The sequence below is a fragment of the Spirosoma panaciterrae DSM 21099 genome (genome assembly GCF_000374025.1).
Lineage (GTDB): Bacteria > Bacteroidota > Bacteroidia > Cytophagales > Spirosomataceae > Spirosoma > Spirosoma panaciterrae.
This window is the reverse complement of sequence record NZ_KB893244.1, coordinates 52,280-71,743: the sequence shown is the minus strand read 5'-3', so window position 1 is coordinate 71,743 and position 19,464 is coordinate 52,280. Positions and strand designations below refer to the sequence as shown.

At 51.0% G+C, this 19,464-nt stretch carries 19 protein-coding genes; 10 read left to right on the top strand and 9 right to left on the bottom strand.

The window, feature by feature from the left end; translation table 11 throughout:
• Positions 1 to 58 precede the first annotated feature (58 nt).
• Both B153_RS0133690 and B153_RS0133685 read left to right on the top strand, forming a co-directional pair.
• Entirely contained in the window at positions 59 to 1,279 is a 1,221-nt protein-coding gene (locus tag B153_RS0133690) for an efflux RND transporter periplasmic adaptor subunit (RefSeq protein WP_020601173.1), read from the top strand.
• 1 nt (position 1,280) lies between these two features.
• Positions 1,281 to 1,982, top strand: a complete 702-nt coding sequence (locus B153_RS0133685) for a VIT1/CCC1 transporter family protein (RefSeq protein ID WP_020601172.1) — start codon at positions 1,281 to 1,283, stop codon at positions 1,980 to 1,982.
• Between the two features lie 86 nt (positions 1,983 to 2,068).
• On the opposite strand, the gene B153_RS0133680 is transcribed toward B153_RS0133685, so the two are convergent.
• From B153_RS0133680 to B153_RS0133670, 3 genes are all read right to left on the bottom strand, one after another.
• Complete coding sequence (locus tag B153_RS0133680) at positions 2,069 to 3,346, bottom strand: nucleotide sugar dehydrogenase (protein WP_211221731.1); 1,278 nt, start codon at positions 3,344 to 3,346, stop codon at positions 2,069 to 2,071.
• Positions 3,347 to 3,381: 35 nt separating this feature from the next.
• Positions 3,382 to 4,140 carry a hypothetical protein gene (locus tag B153_RS0133675; protein WP_020601170.1) on the bottom strand — a complete coding sequence of 253 codons (759 nt, stop codon included), beginning with the start codon at positions 4,138 to 4,140 and terminating at the stop codon, positions 3,382 to 3,384.
• A 143-nt stretch (positions 4,141 to 4,283) separates the two neighbouring features.
• Complete coding sequence (locus B153_RS0133670) at positions 4,284 to 5,054, bottom strand: M48 family metallopeptidase (RefSeq protein ID WP_026262652.1); 771 nt, start codon at positions 5,052 to 5,054, stop codon at positions 4,284 to 4,286.
• 183 nt (positions 5,055 to 5,237) lie between these two features.
• Here B153_RS0133670 and B153_RS0133665 point away from each other — a divergent pair, with 183 nt between their 5' ends.
• The gene (locus tag B153_RS0133665) at positions 5,238 to 5,639 is read left to right on the top strand and encodes a Dabb family protein (protein WP_026262651.1); all 402 of its coding nucleotides are present in this window, start codon (positions 5,238 to 5,240) and stop codon (positions 5,637 to 5,639) included.
• A gap of 78 nt (positions 5,640 to 5,717) precedes the next feature.
• Here the strand turns inward: B153_RS0133665 and B153_RS36345 are convergent, their stop codons facing one another.
• Positions 5,718 to 7,172, bottom strand: coding sequence for an MFS transporter (locus tag B153_RS36345; RefSeq protein ID WP_245564991.1), 1,455 nt, complete (start codon positions 7,170 to 7,172; stop codon positions 5,718 to 5,720).
• Positions 7,173 to 7,335: 163 nt separating this feature from the next.
• Here B153_RS36345 and B153_RS0133655 point away from each other — a divergent pair, with 163 nt between their 5' ends.
• Both B153_RS0133655 and B153_RS0133650 read left to right on the top strand, forming a co-directional pair.
• Positions 7,336 to 8,469, top strand: coding sequence for an acetamidase/formamidase family protein (locus B153_RS0133655; protein WP_020601166.1), 1,134 nt, complete (start codon positions 7,336 to 7,338; stop codon positions 8,467 to 8,469).
• Between the two features lie 103 nt (positions 8,470 to 8,572).
• On the top strand, positions 8,573 to 8,911 hold the full coding sequence (locus B153_RS0133650) for a YrdB family protein (protein ID WP_020601165.1): 339 nt from the start codon (positions 8,573 to 8,575) through the stop codon (positions 8,909 to 8,911).
• Between the two features lie 50 nt (positions 8,912 to 8,961).
• Here the strand turns inward: B153_RS0133650 and B153_RS0133645 are convergent, their stop codons facing one another.
• Together B153_RS0133645 and B153_RS0133640 are read right to left on the bottom strand one after the other, a co-directional pair.
• On the bottom strand, positions 8,962 to 9,387 hold the full coding sequence (locus tag B153_RS0133645) for a hypothetical protein (RefSeq protein WP_245564990.1): 426 nt from the start codon (positions 9,385 to 9,387) through the stop codon (positions 8,962 to 8,964).
• Positions 9,388 to 9,486: 99 nt separating this feature from the next.
• Positions 9,487 to 11,151, bottom strand: a complete 1,665-nt coding sequence (locus B153_RS0133640; RefSeq protein WP_020601163.1) for an ArnT family glycosyltransferase — start codon at positions 11,149 to 11,151, stop codon at positions 9,487 to 9,489.
• A 209-nt stretch (positions 11,152 to 11,360) separates the two neighbouring features.
• On the opposite strand from B153_RS0133640, the gene pgi reads away from it, so the two are divergent.
• The 5 genes from pgi to B153_RS0133615 all read left to right on the top strand — a co-directional run bounded on the left by pgi (position 11,361) and on the right by B153_RS0133615 (position 15,925).
• The gene (pgi, locus tag B153_RS0133635) at positions 11,361 to 13,019 is read left to right on the top strand and encodes a glucose-6-phosphate isomerase (protein ID WP_020601162.1); all 1,659 of its coding nucleotides are present in this window, start codon (positions 11,361 to 11,363) and stop codon (positions 13,017 to 13,019) included.
• Positions 13,020 to 13,175: 156 nt separating this feature from the next.
• Positions 13,176 to 14,099: a porin family protein gene (locus tag B153_RS0133630; RefSeq protein ID WP_026262650.1), complete on the top strand. Its 924-nt coding sequence runs from the start codon at positions 13,176 to 13,178 to the stop codon at positions 14,097 to 14,099.
• 102 nt (positions 14,100 to 14,201) lie between these two features.
• Positions 14,202 to 14,768 carry a precorrin-2 dehydrogenase/sirohydrochlorin ferrochelatase family protein gene (locus tag B153_RS0133625; protein ID WP_020601160.1) on the top strand — a complete coding sequence of 189 codons (567 nt, stop codon included), beginning with the start codon at positions 14,202 to 14,204 and terminating at the stop codon, positions 14,766 to 14,768.
• A gap of 18 nt (positions 14,769 to 14,786) precedes the next feature.
• Positions 14,787 to 15,335, top strand: coding sequence for an NADPH-dependent FMN reductase (locus B153_RS0133620; protein WP_020601159.1), 549 nt, complete (start codon positions 14,787 to 14,789; stop codon positions 15,333 to 15,335).
• Positions 15,336 to 15,346: 11 nt separating this feature from the next.
• Positions 15,347 to 15,925, top strand: a complete 579-nt coding sequence (locus B153_RS0133615) for an HD domain-containing protein (RefSeq protein WP_020601158.1) — start codon at positions 15,347 to 15,349, stop codon at positions 15,923 to 15,925.
• Between the two features lie 18 nt (positions 15,926 to 15,943).
• On the opposite strand, the gene B153_RS0133610 is transcribed toward B153_RS0133615, so the two are convergent.
• The 3 genes from B153_RS0133610 to B153_RS0133600 form a co-directional block, all read right to left on the bottom strand.
• A complete protein-coding gene (locus B153_RS0133610; RefSeq protein WP_020601157.1) occupies positions 15,944 to 16,276 on the bottom strand; it encodes an MGMT family protein in 333 nt (110 codons plus the stop codon).
• Between the two features lie 109 nt (positions 16,277 to 16,385).
• Positions 16,386 to 16,958 carry a DUF3109 family protein gene (locus B153_RS0133605; protein ID WP_020601156.1) on the bottom strand — a complete coding sequence of 191 codons (573 nt, stop codon included), beginning with the start codon at positions 16,956 to 16,958 and terminating at the stop codon, positions 16,386 to 16,388.
• A gap of 94 nt (positions 16,959 to 17,052) precedes the next feature.
• A complete protein-coding gene (locus B153_RS0133600) occupies positions 17,053 to 19,431 on the bottom strand; it encodes a LysM peptidoglycan-binding domain-containing protein (RefSeq protein WP_020601155.1) in 2,379 nt (792 codons plus the stop codon).
• Positions 19,432 to 19,464: the final 33 nt, after the last annotated feature.

Below are 19,464 nucleotides of genomic sequence, written 5' to 3'. Positions count from 1 at the left end.
CATTGGATACCTCACGTACACAACCTATCAATTTGCCATTTCACGATACAAGTTTCGTATGAATACCCAACATAATCCGTTAGCCTATATCGTTTCAATTGCTTTATTGCTGGCTGGAACAACCCTGGCGGCTAGCTGCCAGTCTGGCTCAGATACCAGTACAGAAACCCAGGCATCACAGGCCGATTCGGTCCAGGCCGAAGCAACAGGCCCCGTTCAGGTAACCTTGACACAGGCCCAATACAACATGGCCGAAATCCAGTTGGGCCAGCCCGAATCCAGACCAATGCAGACGATGCTCAAGGTAGCGGGGATGCTGGAGGTTCCGGCCCAGAATGAGGTATCGGTATCGGTGCCTGTCGGTGGCTATATTCGGAAAATACAGTTGGAGCCGGGTATGCAAATTCGGAAAGGGCAGGCACTCGTGGTGCTCGAAAACCCGGAGTATATTCAACTTCAGCAGGACTATCTGGATACAAAAGCCAAACTGGGCTTTGCCGATGTAGAATATGCCCGCCAACAGGAACTAAGCCGCGACAACGTGGCCGCACTCAAAGTATTCCAGCAGACCAAAGCGAATCGTCAGAGTTTACAGGCGCAACTGGCGGGGCTTGGGCAACGGTTAAGTATGCTGCACATCAACCCGGCTACTCTCACCCCCGAACAACTGACTCGTACCATCACCATTCCTTCGCCTGTTTCGGGTTTTGTGACCAATGTACCTGTCAATAACGGTCGGTTCGTGAACCCAGCCGATGTCATTGTGCAACTGACCGACATCAGCCACATGCACCTCCAGCTAAGCGTTTTCGAAAAAGACCTGAGCCAGATCCACATCGGGCAAAATGTCCACTTTGCTCTGGGGGGCGATACCAGCAGCCGGGTGAGTTCGTTTCCGCATAAGGGAACCATCTTTCTGATTGGCAAGTCCATTGCGGCCGACCGAACCGTTCCGGTGCTGGTTCACCCGGAAGGTCGGTCAAGTGATTTTATTCCGGGCAGTTATGCAGCCGCCCAGGTATCCGTTCGAGCACAGCAACTGACGACCTTACCCGAATCAGCCGTAGTCAATTTTGGGGGCAAATCGTATGTGTACGCACTTGGGCAACGGTCGAAGGACAGTTACGTCTTTCAGCAGATCGATGTAAAAACGGGTATCCATGAGCGAGGTTATGTAGCCGTGACACTCCCGGTGGACTTAGACCCACAAAAAGCACCCCTGGTTATCAAGGGAGCTTACAATCTACTGGCAAAACTGAACAATAGCGAAGAAGAATAACATGGCCAACTTACATCTGCATCACCAGGAAGAGCATCTGCAAAGCTCCGATTTCATTTCCGACATTGTGATCGGCATGTCGGATGGCCTTACCGTTCCTTTCGCCCTGGCGGCTGGTCTGAGTGGGGCTGTCGCCGACTCATCACTGGTTGTTACGGCGGGGATAGCCGAAATTGTAGCCGGTTCCATTGCCATGGGTTTAGGCGGGTATCTGGCGGGTCGTACCGAAGCCGATCATTATACCTCCGAACGTCGACGTGAAGCGCTGGAAGTTGAAACCGTACCTGAGCGCGAAAAAGAAGAAGTGCGTGAGGTATTCGCCGATATGGGACTTAGCCCGACGCTGCAAGCTGTGATTGCCGACGAACTGGCGAAGGACAAAACCAAATGGATCGACTTTATGATGAAGTACGAACTGGGCCTCGAAAAACCCGACCCCAACCGGGCCACCAAAAGTGCACTGACCATTGGCTCGGCTTATGTGGCTGGTGGCCTGATACCGCTCACGCCCTATTTTTTCATTAATCCACCGACGTTGGCTCTGCTCTATTCCTGTTTATCCACGCTGATCTGCCTGTTTATTTTCGGCTATTTCAAAAGCAGTGTGACGGGACAGCCACCCATTTCGGGAGCGTTCAAGGTAACGTTGATTGGGGCACTGGCTGCTGCCGCTGCTTTTGGCGTCGCCCATTTTTTCAGTTGAGGTATCATTTACCAAACCGCAAGGGTGCAATGACGCAAGGCATAAATTAGTAGCCTTGCGTCATTGCACCCTTGCGGTCTGGTCGTTTAAAGTCGCATATCGGCCACTGATTTATCCAGAACCGACTTCACATCGAACACAACCGAGGTTCTCTGTTTTTTCAGGGCGGCTATATCCAGCGTCAGGAATTGATCATGGGCAACTGCCAGAACAATAGCGTCGTACGTCTGGTCAATCGTTGTAATCAGATCGATGCCATACTCGTGTTTTACAGAGTGTGGAGACGCCCACGGATCGTACACATCGACGGACAGGCCGAAGTCGGTTAGTTCACGGTACACATCGACCACTTTTGTGTTCCGCGTGTCTGGGCAGTTTTCCTTGAACGTAATGCCCAGAATCAGCGCCCGGCTCCTGTGGATCAAAACCCCATTGGCGATTAGTTTTTTTAGAATCTTCTTGGCGACAAATAACCCCATGCCATCGTTCACAAGCCGCCCGGATGCGATCACCTGCGGATAATACCCCAGGTTTTGGGCTTTGTGTACCAGATAGTATGGATCAACACCAATGCAATGGCCTCCCACCAGCCCCGGTTTAAAGGGCAGAAAGTTCCATTTCGTGCTGGCGGCTGCCAATACCTCGTGCGTATCGATGTCCATCCGGTCGAAGATGAGCGCCAATTCATTAACGAACGAGATATTTATATCACGCTGGGCATTTTCGATCGCCTTGGCAGCTTCAGCTACTTTGATAGAAGGCGCTTTATAGGTTCCGGCCTCAATGATCGATCGATATAGGTCGTCAACAAAGGTGGCGGTTTCCGGTGTCGAGCCTGAGGTCAGTTTGCAAATTTTCGTAAGGGCTCGTTCAGTATCGCCAGGGCTAATGCGTTCGGGTGAGTACCCACAGAAAAAGTCCTGATTGTAGATAAGTTGACTGGCACGTTCTAAAGCCGGTACGCAGTCGTCTTCAGTACAGCCTGGATACACCGTCGATTCATAAATTACGGTATCGCCCTTTTTTAAGAGCTTGCCCACCGTAGCCGACGCATCCAATACATACTGTAAATCCGGCTTTTTAAACGCATCGATCGGGGTTGGGACGGTGATAATAAAAACGGTACAGTCTGACAGATCAGCCGCTTCTGTACTGAACACCAGATTCTCTGCTCTGGCCAGCTCCTCTTTGCTCATTGTACAGGTTATATCCTGACCTTGTTGCAACTGCCGAATACGTTCTTGATCAATGTCATAGCCAACTACCGCGAATTTTCTGGCAAAAGCGACAGCCAGGGGTAAGCCAACATACCCTAATCCAATGATTCCAACTTTAGTTGTCTGCTGCATCATTCTACTATTCATCATTCATACACATTGAGTAGCCACTTTTCCGCTTGTCAGACGTTCCCTATCCGGCTGGCTGTCAGATTGATAAAGGCGTTGAGTACAAAACCGACTCCAAACGCCACAGCCACCGAACAATGTTCAAGCAAAAACGCCTGTAAAAAGAGAAAGGTTGTAAATCCAGGCAAGCCCATCACCAAGCCACGCAAGGTCATGATCGTGGCCCGACTACCCTGTAACGTGTGCGAAAAAATAGCCAGAATAGACGTCAGGATGGGAAAGGGAGTCAGAATACCGCTCCAGGTTGGGCCGAGTATACGGGCTAAGCCCGTAATGAGCAGCACAAACAGCGTAGCGACCAGCATCCGAATGGGTATCTCGAATGGCAACCGTCTGGCTTTAATGGGTTGAATCGGTGGGGTCGGGAAGGCCCAGAGCGAAAGGAATACGAGCGCCATAACTAGCCCGTAACTCATCCCTATGCTCAACTGTATATAGTTGAACCATACCGCCGTAACGGTATAAAGTCCATACGACAGCATCAGTGTAGGAAACCAGGTAAAGTTCCGGGAAAACGTTGCGTAACTATAACAAAAGGCGATCAACGCCAGTATTCCGGTCATTGATCCCTGAATGGAATGGATGCCAAAGTCTTTGCCCTGCTCCAGAATAAAAAACAGCAGAATTGGCCCGGCTATCCAGGGCATACTTCCAATTAAGCCGCCCAGTTGATTTCCCCATTTTCTAGCTGCCAGCGTGACCAGAGCGATCACTGAAGGCATCAGGGTTACTTTCAACAGAAGAATACTCATGAACAGGCGAATAGTAAATGCATGCTACTAAATGGGCCTGCAAATTAGTCTGAAATGCGCATTCTGGCACAACCATTTCTCACCAGATTGACCTAATTGGAAGATAAGCCCCCCATTGAGCTGTATCTTCCAATTAGGTCTACTTACCGCGTCAACCCCTCACGGCGGGCACGATCCCGTACCCGTTGCGCACGCACCTTACTGTCGGGGTGGCTCGACAGCATACTAGCGACTTTCCCGCTTTGGCCTCCACTCAGCTTGGCCAGTTTTTCGAAGGAGGTAGCCAAGGCCAGCACATTGTACCCATTTCGTTTCAGAAAACTATAGCTATAATCATCGGCTTCGGTTTCCTGCTTCCGGCTAAAAGAGGCTCCGACCAGATAATCGGCTACATCGCCCAGTTGCGAACGTGAAATCTTACCAATTACCCCCGAATTGGCCGACGCCACATCCCGAATGGCTGACCGTTGTAGCGATCGTTTCATGGCATCTCGTACGTCATGATTCGCGACATGGCCAATTTCATGCCCCATCACCGCCAGCAACTCCGTATCGGTCATGATGTCCATAAGCCCCTGAAACACCCGGACGCTCCCATCGGCCGTGGCAAACGCGTTGACATCTTTCACTTTGTACACTTTATAGTTGAGGGGTATACCGCTAATTGTATGATGACGGCTAACAATACGGTTCAGTCGAACAGTATAAGGATCATTAGGACCAGCCACCGGATTTTGTGCATCCATTTGCACCATAGCCTGCCGCGAGTAGTCTGCTACCTGCTTATCGGATAACGTAGCCGAACTGATGGCTTCCAGTCCCGCTTTCACCAGGTTCGAATCCAGCCGGATTTGCGCCTGCGTAACCAGCGGGAGGCTAAATAGCCAAAAAATCATTCCTGTTATTCGTTTCATCGTTGAGTGAATTACGTGTTAAAGAACTCTATCAGATGTAGAGCTTTTTAAAAGACTAGTTAGAAGGCTGAAAGGTTTAATAGACTTAGTTCTCTGAAATCAGCAGCAAACTTGCGGGGCTATAAATCGTTCGACATTTTTGCTGAAAAATCAACCTGTACCAACTCAATAGCCAGATTTCCAATGAACGATCAATCCCGAAGAAATTTTGTCAAAAGCAGTGTTGCTGCGGGCCTAGGTGTCGGTTTACCGACTCTAGCTCCCGAAGCCGGACAACTATTTGTACACCACGTACTGTTTTACCTGAAAAATCCGGGAAGCGAAGCCGACAAAGCCAAGTTGCTGGAAGGTCTGAATAAACTGGCCAAATGCCCGACGATAAAACTGGTTCATATTGGCACCCCTGCGGCTACAAACCGTGAGGTTATCGAACGGAAATACGCCTATTCGTGGCTCTGCTTTTTCGATAGCCCCGCCGATGAAGAAGCCTATCAGAAACACCCCATCCACGACGATTTCCGAAACAACTATGCTCACCTCTGGGAAAAAGTAGTCATTTACGATTCAATAGGCCCTAAGCGGTAATGCAGTAGCACGGACATTCTGCCCGCATAGTGATTTTAAATAATACAATTATGCGGGTAGAATGTCCGGGCTACTGCATTACGCTTCCGACACCGTCACAGTAGGAGATGGCTTTACCGCCCGGCCACGGCTAAAGGATACGATGGCTCCCGTTAGCACCAGACCTGCCATGACCCGATACGCATAATGCATCCCAAGCAACTGTGCTTCAATAGCTTCTGTACTGATCTGATGCGCCAGAGCGTATCGATTGCGCGTACTGTACCAGACCGAAGCCGCTAAGGCAATGCCCACAACAAATCCCAGATTTCGCATAAAAGCGATAATACTACTGGCAATGCCCCGCTGATTCAGCGGAGCCGCGTTGAGGGCGCTGCTACTATTGGGCGACTGGAATAGACCAAACCCCATACTAACCAGGGCACTCCGCCAGACTACATCCTGCCATTGCCAACCTGTATCCAGAAACGAAAAAGCAAAATACCCACAGGACGTTATCAACAACCCGAAACTAGACAGCCATCGCGTACTGACACGGCTCGACAGATAACCACCTACCGGAGCTACCAGACTAAGCGTCAGCGGACCAGCCAGTAATACCAGCCCGGCTCGTTCGGGATTCAGGCCGAGGAGTTGCTGTAAAAAGAAAGGGATCACAAATAAATTACCACCCGATGCAACAAACCCACAAAAAGCCGCCAGAATAGCCGATGTAAACGGCCAGATCCGGAATAGGCTCAATCGTAGCATGGGTTCACTAACCCGCATTTCCCAAACCAGAAACAGTGCCAGCAGCACAGCCCCAATAGCAAGCAGAGAAATCACCAGGGGGCTGTCCCATCCGTAGCGGGGTTCCGGCCCAAAATCAAGCCCGGTCAGCAACGAGATTACGCCCAGCAGAAACAAGCCTGCCCCAACTAAATCGAAACGTTGTCCGCTTGCTTTTGGCGTTTCGGGCAAAATGGTCCAGGCACGCCAGATCGCGATCAGACCAATGGGCACGTTTACAAAAAAAATACTGGTCCAGCCAAATTTCCCCAGCAATATCCCCCCTATCACCGGACCAGCACTAGACCCTGCGGCCACAATAGAGCCCATAAATCCCAGCGCCTGCCCCCGTTCGTTCGCAGCAAACGCATCGCTGATGATGGCTGGCCCAATGGCAAAGATCATGGCGGCCCCCAGCCCCTGCACCACCCGAAACGCCACCAGCGACCATAAACTCCAGGCCAGCCCACAGAGTAACGACCCCAGCACAAACACACAGAAGCCAGTAATGTACAGCTGTCTGCGACCGACCCAATCCGACAGTTTACCCATAATCAGTAGCGTACTGGTGGTCGTCAGCAGGTAGCATAGGACAATCCATTCCACACTATCGCCAGCCGCCAGTTCCCGGCGAATCGTCGGGAGGGCAATGTTGACAATGCTACTGTCGAGTGTCGACATGAACGTGCCGAACATGACCGTTCCCAGAATAATCCATTTATTGGGCGACGATGATGATTTGAGGGAGGAAGTGGGCGATGACACAGGCAATACAGGTTACTTCGGGAAGGTAACAGGTTAATACGCCGGGTTGTTTCGGGCAATTCCGATTAAAATCGACGACAAAATGCCTGTTAACGAAGCAACTGAATGCCGATTTTTTATCTTAGTACGCTCATTTTCTGATACAAACTAGTCGATCAACCTGATGAAAACAACCCGACGTTCCTTCCTTCAGACAACCCGCAACGGACTGGCCGCTCTTTCAGTCAGCCCGCTAACCGCCCATGCGTATCCATTGGCTGAATCAACATCACCCCACTTAGCTCATGCACAACCCATTAAACCTGATCATGTCGTTCGCTCCCTGCCCGAAAACATGGTGTGGGGGTATTTTGGCGCGGATGTCCCTCCCGTAGCCAGGGTAGCCGATGGCGACGTGGTTGAAATTCAGACAGTAAACCCTTCGGGCGTTAGCCGGACTAATCCCGAGGAATTTTATACCAAAAACAATCTGCCGATCGACCAGCACGCGCAGGAGGTAATTGCCATTCTGAAGAATGTGAAACCGGAACCTTCCGGCATTCGGGGGCATATGCTGACCGGGCCTGTCTACATTGACGGTGCTCAGCCGGGCGACAGCCTCGAAATCCGTATCCTCGACCTGACGTTTCCCGCTCCGTTCGGCGTCAACAGTGTCTGGCCGGGTGGTGGCGGCATACCCGACGAGGTAAAAACCCGCGAAACGTTCGTATATCGATACGATATGAAACGAAAGACCGCAACCTTCCGAGAGGGCATCGACATTCCGCTGAAACCGTTTATGGGTGTTATGGCATTATCGCCCCCAGCCGATATGGGTCACCAGAGTTCAATCCCGCCCAATTTTTACGGGGGCAATCTCGACATCAAGCACCTTACGAAAGGAACAACCTTATTTCTGCCCGTATCGGTGCCCGGCGGCTTGTTTACCACAGGTGATGGGCATGGGGCACAGGGCAATGGGGAAGTGAGTGGGGTTGCCATCGAAACGGCTGTCAACCTAACCGTGAAGTTTATTGTGCACAAAGGCAAAACGCTGAAAAACCCCCGCGCCGAAACGCCAACTCATTTCATTGCCGTCGGGCTGGATAAAGACCTGAACAAAGCCATGAAAAACGCGCTGTCAGAAGCCTGTGCCTTCATTCGGGACGAACTGGGCTTTACGTTCAACGAAGCCCTGTCCATTGCCAGCACTGCCGTCGACTTTGAAGTAAGCCAGGTCGTCGATCAAACCCTGGGCGTTCATGCCATGATCCCGAAATCGATCTTTACAAAAAAGAAATTTACCTTCTGGACTTAACTTTTCAGGTATTCCGGCCAGAAAGGAATCCTCTATTTCTGATCCGCCCGATTGGCAACTCCGCCTTCTGGCCGGAATCACACCCATTCAATCACGATCATTCATGCAACTATTGAAAGGACTGCACCAAACCATTTATTTCTTACTGGAACTCTGCATGCTGGGAGCTTATGGATACGCGGGGTTCCATCTGAGCCAGCACCCATACGGAAAATATCTGTTAGCCATCGGCCTTCCACTGGCTGCCGCCACGCTATGGGGTATTTTTGCAGCACCCCGCTCAAGCCACCAGCTCGGCTTCCCCTACCATAGTTTATTCGTACTGCTCATGTTTGGCCTGGCTTTTTTTCTGTTGTATCGAACAGGTTATACTCGTTTGGCCATAGCCCTCACCATAGTGGCTTTCATAAGCGAATTAGCGGCCCTGATACTAAAAGATTGACCCCGTCTAAAACGAACAGAGAACCAGTTGAACCTTGGGGCTTAACGGATTTATTTCGCCCTCACCTGCACCACATATGTACGAATGGGCCGCCCCTGTCCCGGCTGATTCAGAGGCTTTGTTGAGAATACAACCGTAGCCGTTCCGACCGTAACGCCCTTGATCTGGAACACCGTCGGGCCGTCGTTCGTATGCTTCAGCGTATCCACCGCAGGCGCAAGCTGCTGCCGGGACACATCCACCACTTCCTGATTATCCGACGTACCGATCAGTTCCGATGTTCCATCGCCCCGGCTGGGTATGGATATTTCCCTGATCTGCCCCACATCGATGGTCAGTCGCTTTTTTGTTCCGGTTTCGGAGCGGCTGCAGGCCGACAAACCAAGCAGAACCATAAAAAGCCATCCAGAGTTGGCTGTTTGCCAGAAGCCCCGGTATAACGGGGAACGTTGAGTTGATCGTAGAGACGTAGCCATACGCTTTATAACGAACGGGCAGCCCATACGGTTTTGCAAAGCGATTCAATGCCAAATTGCCACAACTGTTGGTCAGGATGGTTGAACAGCTAGTCGGCCCTATTTCGCTTGCCGACGATAGAAAACAAACCCGTTCTCCTGACCCGTTTTCTTCACATCGGGTAGCGAGTCGAGAAGCGTGGGCTGCTCGGATGCATGCCGAATGAAGAGTACATCTTTATCGATCTTACCCCGCAGCAGCCAATCGTCGTTATAAGCATTCGGATTAGTTACAGGCGGTTTCATCGTATAAAAGAATGGCCCATAACTATGGTAGCCATAGGTTTTTACGTACACATTCTGCCCCTGCGCCTGTTCAAAAAACCGCATGGCAGCCGCCTGCGAAATCCCTTCGATCCGGCCAATAAATGCCCAGAGGGTCAGGGTAATGAAAACAGACATCCCCCCAAACAGCACAACGGATGCCTGGGCAGGTTCGTGCTGGTTGTACCATCGAATCACCAGCACCAGAATAAGCAAAAGCCATATACCGGGAATCAGCGTCCAGTACGGCCAGTCGATATGGGCGTCCAGATTACCTTGCGAAAATGCATCCTGATCGGCAAACTGGCGAACAATATCCATCCGATGGGCAATCAGCGGCAAGCCTCCAACGGCCAGCACAAAAATGCCCCCTACAATGATCAGCCCGGCCCGCAACCAATTGCTGAACTGAATTTTCCGATCTTCCAACTGCGACAACGTCAGAGCTGCAAAGTAGGTCAGTGGGAAATAGCAAAGCGACGAATAATGGACGATTTTCGACTGAACAATGCTGAACAGAACCAGGACCACCCAAAACAGAATCAGCATCCACTGCCGGAAATCGCGCTGGTAATTCCGTTCGATAAACAGCGGTCCAAATGCCCGGATGGCAAAGATGGACGCGGGAAAACAGCCTACCAGCAGGATGATAAAATGGTAGCCGGGAAAACCCACGTGTCCCGCATCGGGCGTACTAAGCAATCGAATACTATAAGCCAGAAACTCCCGTACCAGCGTTGGGCCATGCAGGTAAATATCGAGCCCATACCACAACAGCGAGCCTACCGAAGCCGCCACCGAAAAGCCAATAAACTGGAGGGGCGTAATAAACCAGCGGAATCGGTTCAGAGCCCAATAGCTCACCAGCACCAGAAAAATAATCAGGTAGGCCACCGGCCCTTTGGTCAGAATGGCCAGGCCCAGCACAAAGCCCCCAATCAGGATATAGGTCCACTCCGGTTTGGGTACGGTCATGGCTCCGCCGAGTCGTTCGCGTTTCCAGGAGGCAAAAATCAGATTGACCAGCCCAATGAAGATAAACAGGTTGAAAAAAGGGTCGATAATCCCCGAACGGAAATACAGATGGGGGGTTACCGAACCCAGATACGCCAGCGCCCACAACAGGCCAAACCGATGCCCGTGCAGTTTTTGGCCGAGGTTGTAGAGATACACCAGGGTGATGATTCCACAGATGGCATTCGGCAGCCGGGCCGAAAATTCATTGATCCCAAACAGATTCATCATCATCGACTGAAGCCAGAAAAACAGCGGAGGCTTTTCGTAAAATGGCTTAAAGTCAATATGGACGTGCAGATAATCGCCCAGGGCAATCATCTCGCGGGCACACTCAGCAAAGTTAATTTCGTCCCAGTCAAACAAGCGTACCCCGCCCAGAAACGGGATAAACAACAAAGCTCCCACCACAGTCAGGACGAGCGAATAGAAAAGTTTTTGATTCATTCAGCAACGTAGTCAGCAACACAAAGGCTATAAAAGAATGGCAAAAATAGCCGAAAAAAGATTGCCGGGATTCACGATATTCGCGCCGATAAGTCAGTTATCGGTTTATAGTTTACAGAGTTCAGTAGGTCCATGCGCCATTTAATCCGCGTGAACTACCTGCTAAAACTCTGAAAACCAATTCCGAAACCATAAATCCGACTCCCTCTATGCTTGCCAATCATCGATTTACCGAGCTAGCCGCGTATGACCAGCTACAGGCACATTACGACCATCTGAAAGATCGTCATTTACGGGATTTATTTGCCGAAGACCCCAATCGGTTTGCGACCTTTTCGCGACAGTTTGCGGATATCCTGCTGGATTTTTCAAAAAACCGGATTACCTCCGAAACGCTGGACCTGCTCGTTCAGCTAGCCAACCAGGCCGAACTCAAAGACGCCATTGGCAAGCTATTCTCGGGCGACAAAATCAACCGGACCGAAGACCGGGCCGTCTTGCACATAGCACTCCGCAATCGTTCCAACACGCCAATTCTGGTCGATGGCAAAGATGTGATGCCCGAGGTAAACGAGGTGTTAGCGCACATGAAATCGTTTACCGAACGCATTCGGTCGGGCGAATGGAAAGGTTATACGGGAGAACCCATTACCGACGTCGTAAATATTGGCATTGGGGGCTCCGATCTGGGGCCGGTGATGGTTACAGAAGCCCTGAAACCCTACGCCGATGACCAAAAACTGCGCGTTCATTTCGTTTCGAACGTCGATGGCGTTCATATCTACGAAACCCTGCAAACCGTTCGGCCTGAGACCACGCTATTCCTGATTGCCTCCAAAACGTTCACCACCCAGGAAACCATGACCAATGCCCAAACGGCACGTCAGTGGTTTCTGGACGCAGCCAAGGACGAATCGGCCATTGCCAAACATTTTGCGGCTCTGTCGACCAATCAGAAAGATGTCGAAAAGTTCGGGATCGACCCCAGCAATATGTTCGGTTTCTGGGATTGGGTAGGCGGCCGGTACTCACTCTGGTCAGCTATTGGCCTATCGATTGCGCTCTACATCGGTTTCGACAAATTTGAGGAGTTGTTGGAAGGGGCTCATGTCATGGATAATCACTTCCGCGATACGCCACTCGATCAGAACCTACCCGTTATTCTGGGTCTGCTGGGCATCTGGTACAACAATTTCTTCGGTGCGCAAACGGAAGCCATTCTGCCCTACGATCAATACATGCACCGATTTGCGGCTTATTTCCAGCAGGGCGATATGGAAAGTAACGGCAAATCCGTTGATCGGGACGGAAATCCGGTCGATTACCAAACAGGACCGATCATTTGGGGCGAACCCGGCACCAATGGGCAACACGCTTTTTACCAGTTGATTCACCAGGGCACCAAACTGATCCCCTGCGATTTTCTGGCACCAGCCATCAGCCAGCGACCCATTGGCGAACATCACAAAATTTTAATGGCTAATTTTTTCGCCCAAACCGAAGCCTTGATGAATGGCAAAACGGAAGCCGAAGCGGCCGACGAATTGCGTAAGTCGGGTAAGAGCGACGACGAGGTAAAAGCCCTGACGCCCTTTAAGGTATTTTCGGGCAACCGACCAACCAACTCGATCCTGTTCAAAAAGCTGACACCCCATACACTGGGTAGCCTGATAGCCATGTATGAGCACAAAATCTTCACGCAGGGCGTTATCTGGGATATTTTCAGCTTCGATCAATGGGGAGTCGAGCTTGGCAAACAACTCGCCAACCGCATCCTGCCCGAACTTCAGGATGATGCGCCGGTAAGTTCGCACGATAGCTCGACCAATGGCCTGATGAATGCCTTCAAAGCCATGCGCGCCGAATAATTTATAACGTTGGTTATCATCCGATTCGGATGGAGGTGGGAGATTAAAATTTGATCGAAACCGATATTGGCCAAAACATTGCCCGTAATACGTCTGTTAATGGGGTGTAATTTCGATTACACCCTTTTTTATGCAACTCAACGACATAAGCAAATTATGAAAAAGCAATTCTCATTCCTGGCAATCTGCCTGTGTGGTTTTGGCCTGGCTAATGGGCAGACCACCTCCACTACGTATTCGACTACGACAAGCACAAGCACTTCGACCCCTGCGTACTCAACACAGACGACAACGGATACCACGAATTCGATGAATAATACGAACTCGATGAATAACTCGATGTCGACCAATACCACGTCGGATAGCTCATCGATGAATCAGATGAACAACGCGAATACTGTGCCCAACAGCACGTATTCGACCAACAGCATGTCGCCTGCCGACAATACCCAGACGACCACCGTGACCACCACGGAAACCTACAGAACTCGTGAGCAAAAGGCGAAGGATTACAAAAACTTCGTCTTTGGGATTTATGCGGGGCTGAACACGACCAAGTTCAAAGGCGAAAGTGTGAACACGGGTGGTGATTTATCGGGCCGACTAGGTTACCAGGCGGGTTTCTTCGTGCGCGGAGGTGGCCGTCTGTTTGGCCAATTGGGGGCAGAATACTTTGCCTCTAGCTCCAACTACTTTACAAGAGGAGACGGACAGAGCGCGCAAAATATTCAGGATCAGATCAATATCCAGTACATCCAGATTCCGGTTTACATCGGGTATAAATTGCTTGAATCGGATCGGGGTATTTCAGCTATCCGCCTACAGGCAGGTCTTGAGTATGCCAATCGGATCAGTTCCAGCAGTGGTCGATTCAATCTGACCAATGCCGAAATCAAGAGTGGCACGTTCAACGCGCTAGGTCAGATCGGTTTCGACATCGGTCCGTTGCTGATCGACCTGACCTATCACCATGGCCTGAGCAATTCGATCACGAACCCAACCAATGGCAATACGACCACAACGGGTTTCAATGGGTCGCAACGGCGGGTTCTGAGCGCCAGTGTAGGCTTTAAGTTCTAAAAAAAGTAATTAGTCGTTCGTCGTCAGTCGATAGTAGCCTGTTGCGAAGTAGATTTGGGTTTCCAAATTTTACAGCAACGTCTATCGACTGACGACTTTTCTATGAATACGCTGTTTCCCATATTCGTTAAAGCCGAAAACCTGCACATCCTGATTGTTGGTGGTGGTTACGTTGGTCTGGAGAAGTTGACGGCTCTGCTCAGCAACTCACCCAATGCCCGCATTACCCTCGTTGCGCCCATCATTCGGGACGAAATTCAGGCGTTGGCCAGTCAGTCCTCCAGAATCCACCTCATCCACGAACCGTACCATCTTAGTCATTTGTCGGATAAAGACCTGGTTATTGCTGGTACAAACGATAAAGCTGTAAACCAGCAGGTACAGGCCGATTGCAAAGGCCAGCGTATTCTGGTCAACGTAGCCGACACGCCCGACCTGTGCGATTTTTATTTGAGTTCGGTCGTCAAAAAAGGCGATCTGAAAATTGCCATCTCCACCAATGGCAAGTCGCCGACTTTTGCCAAACGCTTTCGGGAAGTGCTGGAAGAGATTTTACCCGATAGTTTGCAGGAAACCCTCGACAATCTAACGGCCATTCGAAACCAGCTTAAAGGCGATTTCGTCCAGAAAATGGAGAAACTAAACGAGATCACGAAGGTGTTGCGTTGATAGTTTACCAACAACATCATGAACATTCTCGCCATTTCGGGCAGTCTGCGGGCAGCCTCTACCAATACATCCTTATTGCGGGCAGCCGCCACGCTTGCTCCATCGGGTGTTACCATCACGATCTATGATGGCCTGGACGATCTGCCGCATTTTAGTCCTGAACGCGATGTGGAGCCAGCTCCCGATTCTGTGAGCAGGCTTCGAACCCAGCTTCGGCAGGCTGATGCGGTGATGATCTGTACGCCCGAATACATTCATGGAATGCCGGGTGTGTTGAAAAATATGCTCGATTGGCTGGCCTCATCCGGTGAGTTTGTCTATAAACCCGTCAGCGTGATCAGTGCGGGGCCATCGGCATCGGGCGGGTCGCGGGCGCATGCGTTGCTGTTCCATACCCTGGAAGTTCTGACCGCCCACTTACCCGAAGGGGCTTCGTTGATCGTACCCTCTGTCAAAATGCGATTGAATGGGCATGGTGAAATCACCGATCCGGTACTGGCTCAGGAACTTAAGTCGGTCATTGATTCGCTGGTAAATGCAGTACAGGCCTCTCCGGCAATTGGTTAGCCCCTTCGCGGATGAACGCTCTTGAACTGGATTTTACTTTTCAGATGGATATTCAGACTAGCTACCAGCACGCAATTACGTTCGCGGCACTCAAACATACCGAGCAGAACCAGACTATTCCCGGAACACCCCTCCCCTACGTGGTTCATCTGAGCAATGTAGCGATGGAAATTCTGGTGGCAGCTCACCATTCCGATCACTTCGACGTTCAGTTTGCCGTGCAGGTGGCTTTATTGCATGATGTTCTGGAAGATACCCCGACCACAACGGAAGAGCTGACGCATGTATTTGGCCACGAACTAGCCACAGCCGTAAAAGCGCTGACGAAAGCGACCGATTTGCCTAAATCGGAAAAAATGTTCGATAGTCTGACGCGTATAAAAGCATTACGCCCCGAAGTAGGCGCTGTCAAACTGGCCGACCGCATTACGAACCTACAAGTTCCACCCGCGCATTGGAGCAGTGCTAAGAAGCGGGAATATTTTCAGGAGGCTACGGTTATTTTAGACACGCTGAAAGACGTAAATACCTATCTGGCAAAACGGCTGGCGGATAAACTGGTGGCCTATCAGCAATACCTGGATCAATAAGCCAACAGACTGATGAAATTACAGGGCTAACTCGACAGTTGGGTCCCAATACACGGTCTTGAAATCCACCACTTTGTCATTCTTCACCCGAACCCCTTCATCTTCCAGAAGCTGTTCCATGATGGTCGGTCCACCAAAAAAGTGCTTACCCGACAAGACACCCACGCTATTGACCACTCGGTGGGCGGGTACATCCGGGCGATTATGGCAACCGTTCATGGCCCAGCCAACCATGCGTGCCCCTGCCCGCAGGCTCAGGTAACGGGCAATGGAACCATAGGTCGTAACCCGTCCTTTCGGCACCAGTCGTACAACCTCGTACACCTCTTCAAAGTAATCGCGCTGCTCCATCAGAAAAGCGTTGTAATACAGCGATTCGCGGAGTAAAAGGAGACACACCGATTTATAATCATGCTCTATGTGTTTCCTTTTACTCCGCGAATCGCTGTGTACTAATCCGTTAATTAGTCGTTTTTTCTTCAACTGCTCTCACTAATCGGTTGTACCAATCGTCGCCGTAGGCCCGGATGAGCGCTTCACGGACAAATTTGTAGATAGGTACATTTAGTTGTTCGCCAAAACTACAGGCAGGATTGCAAATAGGCCATCGGTCGTAGTTGAGCGCGTGAAAGGAATCGTATTTAGTAACTCGAATAGGGTACAGATGGCAGGAGATCGGTTTCTTCCAATCGACTTTACCATCGTTGTAGGCTTCTTCGATTCCGCATTTGAGAATACCCCGCTCATCCCAGATCGCATAAACACACTCGCGTCCGCCTACGGTGGTAGTCACATAGCCGCCATGTCCATCAGGCTCATACCCACCCTGTTTCTCAATGACCCGAATTCCTTCAGCAGACAGATACGGTTTAACGTCGTCATAAATCCGGTCGAGGATAGCCGGTTCGTCGTTTTCAAGAGGAGCCCCCATATCGCCTTCTACGCAACAGGCACCTTTGCACTTATCTAAGTTGCAGACGAAAAACTTCTCAGCTACATCGTCGCTGATACAGGTATGGTCAAGCAGAATCATAGTCGGAAAGAGCGAAAGAGTGAAAGAGTGAAAGAGTGAAGACAATCCAGCAGGCTATTCACTCTTTCGCTCGTTCATTCTTTCACGCATTTATTTATTTAAGAATCTTAATTTTTTGTCCTTCACGCACCGTCACATCCGACAGGTTATTCCAGCTTTGAATCTGCTCAATGGTTACCCCATAGTTTTTCGAAATTCGGAACATGGTCTCACCTTTGGCTACGGTATGATAGGTCACCGTTGGCTGCGTCGATTCAGTAGCTGACGTTTTGGCTGCTGTAGACGGCTGCACTACCCGGCTGTCGGGAGTGGCTTTTACAATCAGTTGCTGCCCCACTTCCAGCACATTATCCCGCGTCAGGTTATTCATGGACAGCAGTTCGTCGACCGTCAGGCCATATTGTTTGGAAATGCTGTAATACGTTTGCCCAGGCTCCACCGTATGGCTGGCAGCCGAACGGCTCGTTGATCCGGCCGTAGTCTGACGAGTGGTGGCTGAGGTCGTTGGCGAAACGGGTTTAGGCTCTACAGATGAGCTGGAAGAGGCATCCGGTCGCGGGTCGTTTTTAGCCACTGGCAAAGCTGCTGGCCGGGGCGGAGCTTTCGTAGGAGCTACTGGCGTTACCGTTGTCAGCGAACCGTCGGCCTGCTGTTCACGCGCCCCATCGTACTTGCTGGTTTCAGGACGGCCCATGTCCATATCCGATGCTGAAGTCGGTTTCGACTGCGGGGCCGATGCTGGCTTCTGAGTGGATGCAACTGGCTCATCGGTCGGCTTAGCTCGCTCTGGTGTTGTGGCCACGGGAACCGTTTTGCTGGGCTGCGAACTATCGGGCGTCCGTACGATTACAACCCGTTGGGAGCCATCCGAGCTACCTGAGGGCACACTGCTGGCTGGCACCGACCGACTCGTTGTGGGTGGTGTAGTGGGCCGAACGGGCTCTGTGCGCTGAGGGGCTGCGGGTTCCGACGTACCGTCGTTTGGCGTGACACCACCACCTACCAGTTTCGGCTGATAGAGTTTACGTTCCGAAGCGCTCCGTGGCACACCATCCATCCCGCTTACCGTTCGGTTGCCGCCCGCTATAGGCGTTGTCACAACGGCCTCAGTCCGTCGTGGGGGCGTTGGTGTTGGATCGTAAACTGGTGGCGTTGGCCCGTTGATCACTTCGACGGGCTTGTTACTGGGTCTACGTTCACGAAGCCACATTACCCGGCCAGTTACCAGCTTTTGCACCCGATCCAGGCGGTTATACCGCATCAGTTTTTTTAGACGTAAGCCATACCGCTGCGAAATACTACGGGCGGTTTCGCCTTCCCGAACGGTATGGAAGGGCACCAGGGCTTTCTTCCGTTTTTTGGCCAGATAATACACATCATTGGGAATGATGGGGTCGCGATCGGTCATGTCGTTGTAGCGCAGAAAGCTCGACAGACTAATTTTTGCTTTCCGGGACAGCGATCCGGCATCATCACCCGCCTGCGCCTGAATACCCGGCAACCCATTGATCTCGTAGAGTATAGGTTCATTCTTACTACTCAACCCGGTGGTGACCCGACGTAAGACCGGGAAACCCACATCATTCTGAACAAAATCGGGCGTTTTCTTGCCACTTACCGTAACGATTTTCTGCCGGACATCATTGATTTGCGTATTTACGACCGGAACAGCCATGACATACGGCTTATCGGTTGGGATAGCATCGCCCAATACCCATCGGTTGTATTTACGTAGTTCAAATTCATCAACGCCCAGTTCTTCAGCAATCCCTTTCATGGTCTTGCCTCCTCCGTTTGGATATTCAATCAAGGCGAATCGGTTGCTGGTCTGATGCGTTTGCAGCGCATTTTCGATGGCAATTTTGTGGGCAAAAAATCGCAGAATATAACGATCTGTACGACCATCGAGAGCTACTTCGCGGGCATACGACCAATCGGGCGGGATCAATTTGGCAATACCGCCCGCCCCCAGGTAGTATGAATATAACGAAGCAACCCAGTTGTTAAACTGAGCATTGCTGCGTTTCAGGTATTTGGCGGCCCCATGGGTAGAAGCCGTAATGCTCTTACGTTCATCAATTTCATCATCGACCCGCATGCCATGATCAAGAGCCGTTTCGCGTTTGAATTGCCAATACCCTACTGCTGTCGACGACGACACCGCATCCGGCGTAAGCGAACTTTCCTGTACAGCCAGGAATTTAAAATCGGTTGGTACATCTTCGTCGATCAGAATGGCCTCGATCATCGGGAAATAGAGCACTACCCGATCCAGTTTAGCCGTCCAGTATTGCCGATTGGAGAGGAGAGCGTTCACATCCTGCTGAACGATACGCCGGGCATCGGGGTCAAGCCGCACCGAGATGTCGGCAAAAGCGAGTTGCTCTGGCACAACGGGCACACTTACCTGCGCCGATGCCAGCAGGCCCGTCAGCACAAAAAGAAGGGTTAGGCTATGCATTCGTTTTTTCATACTTCGTACCGCTTCGGCGGCTCATTTTCAAGC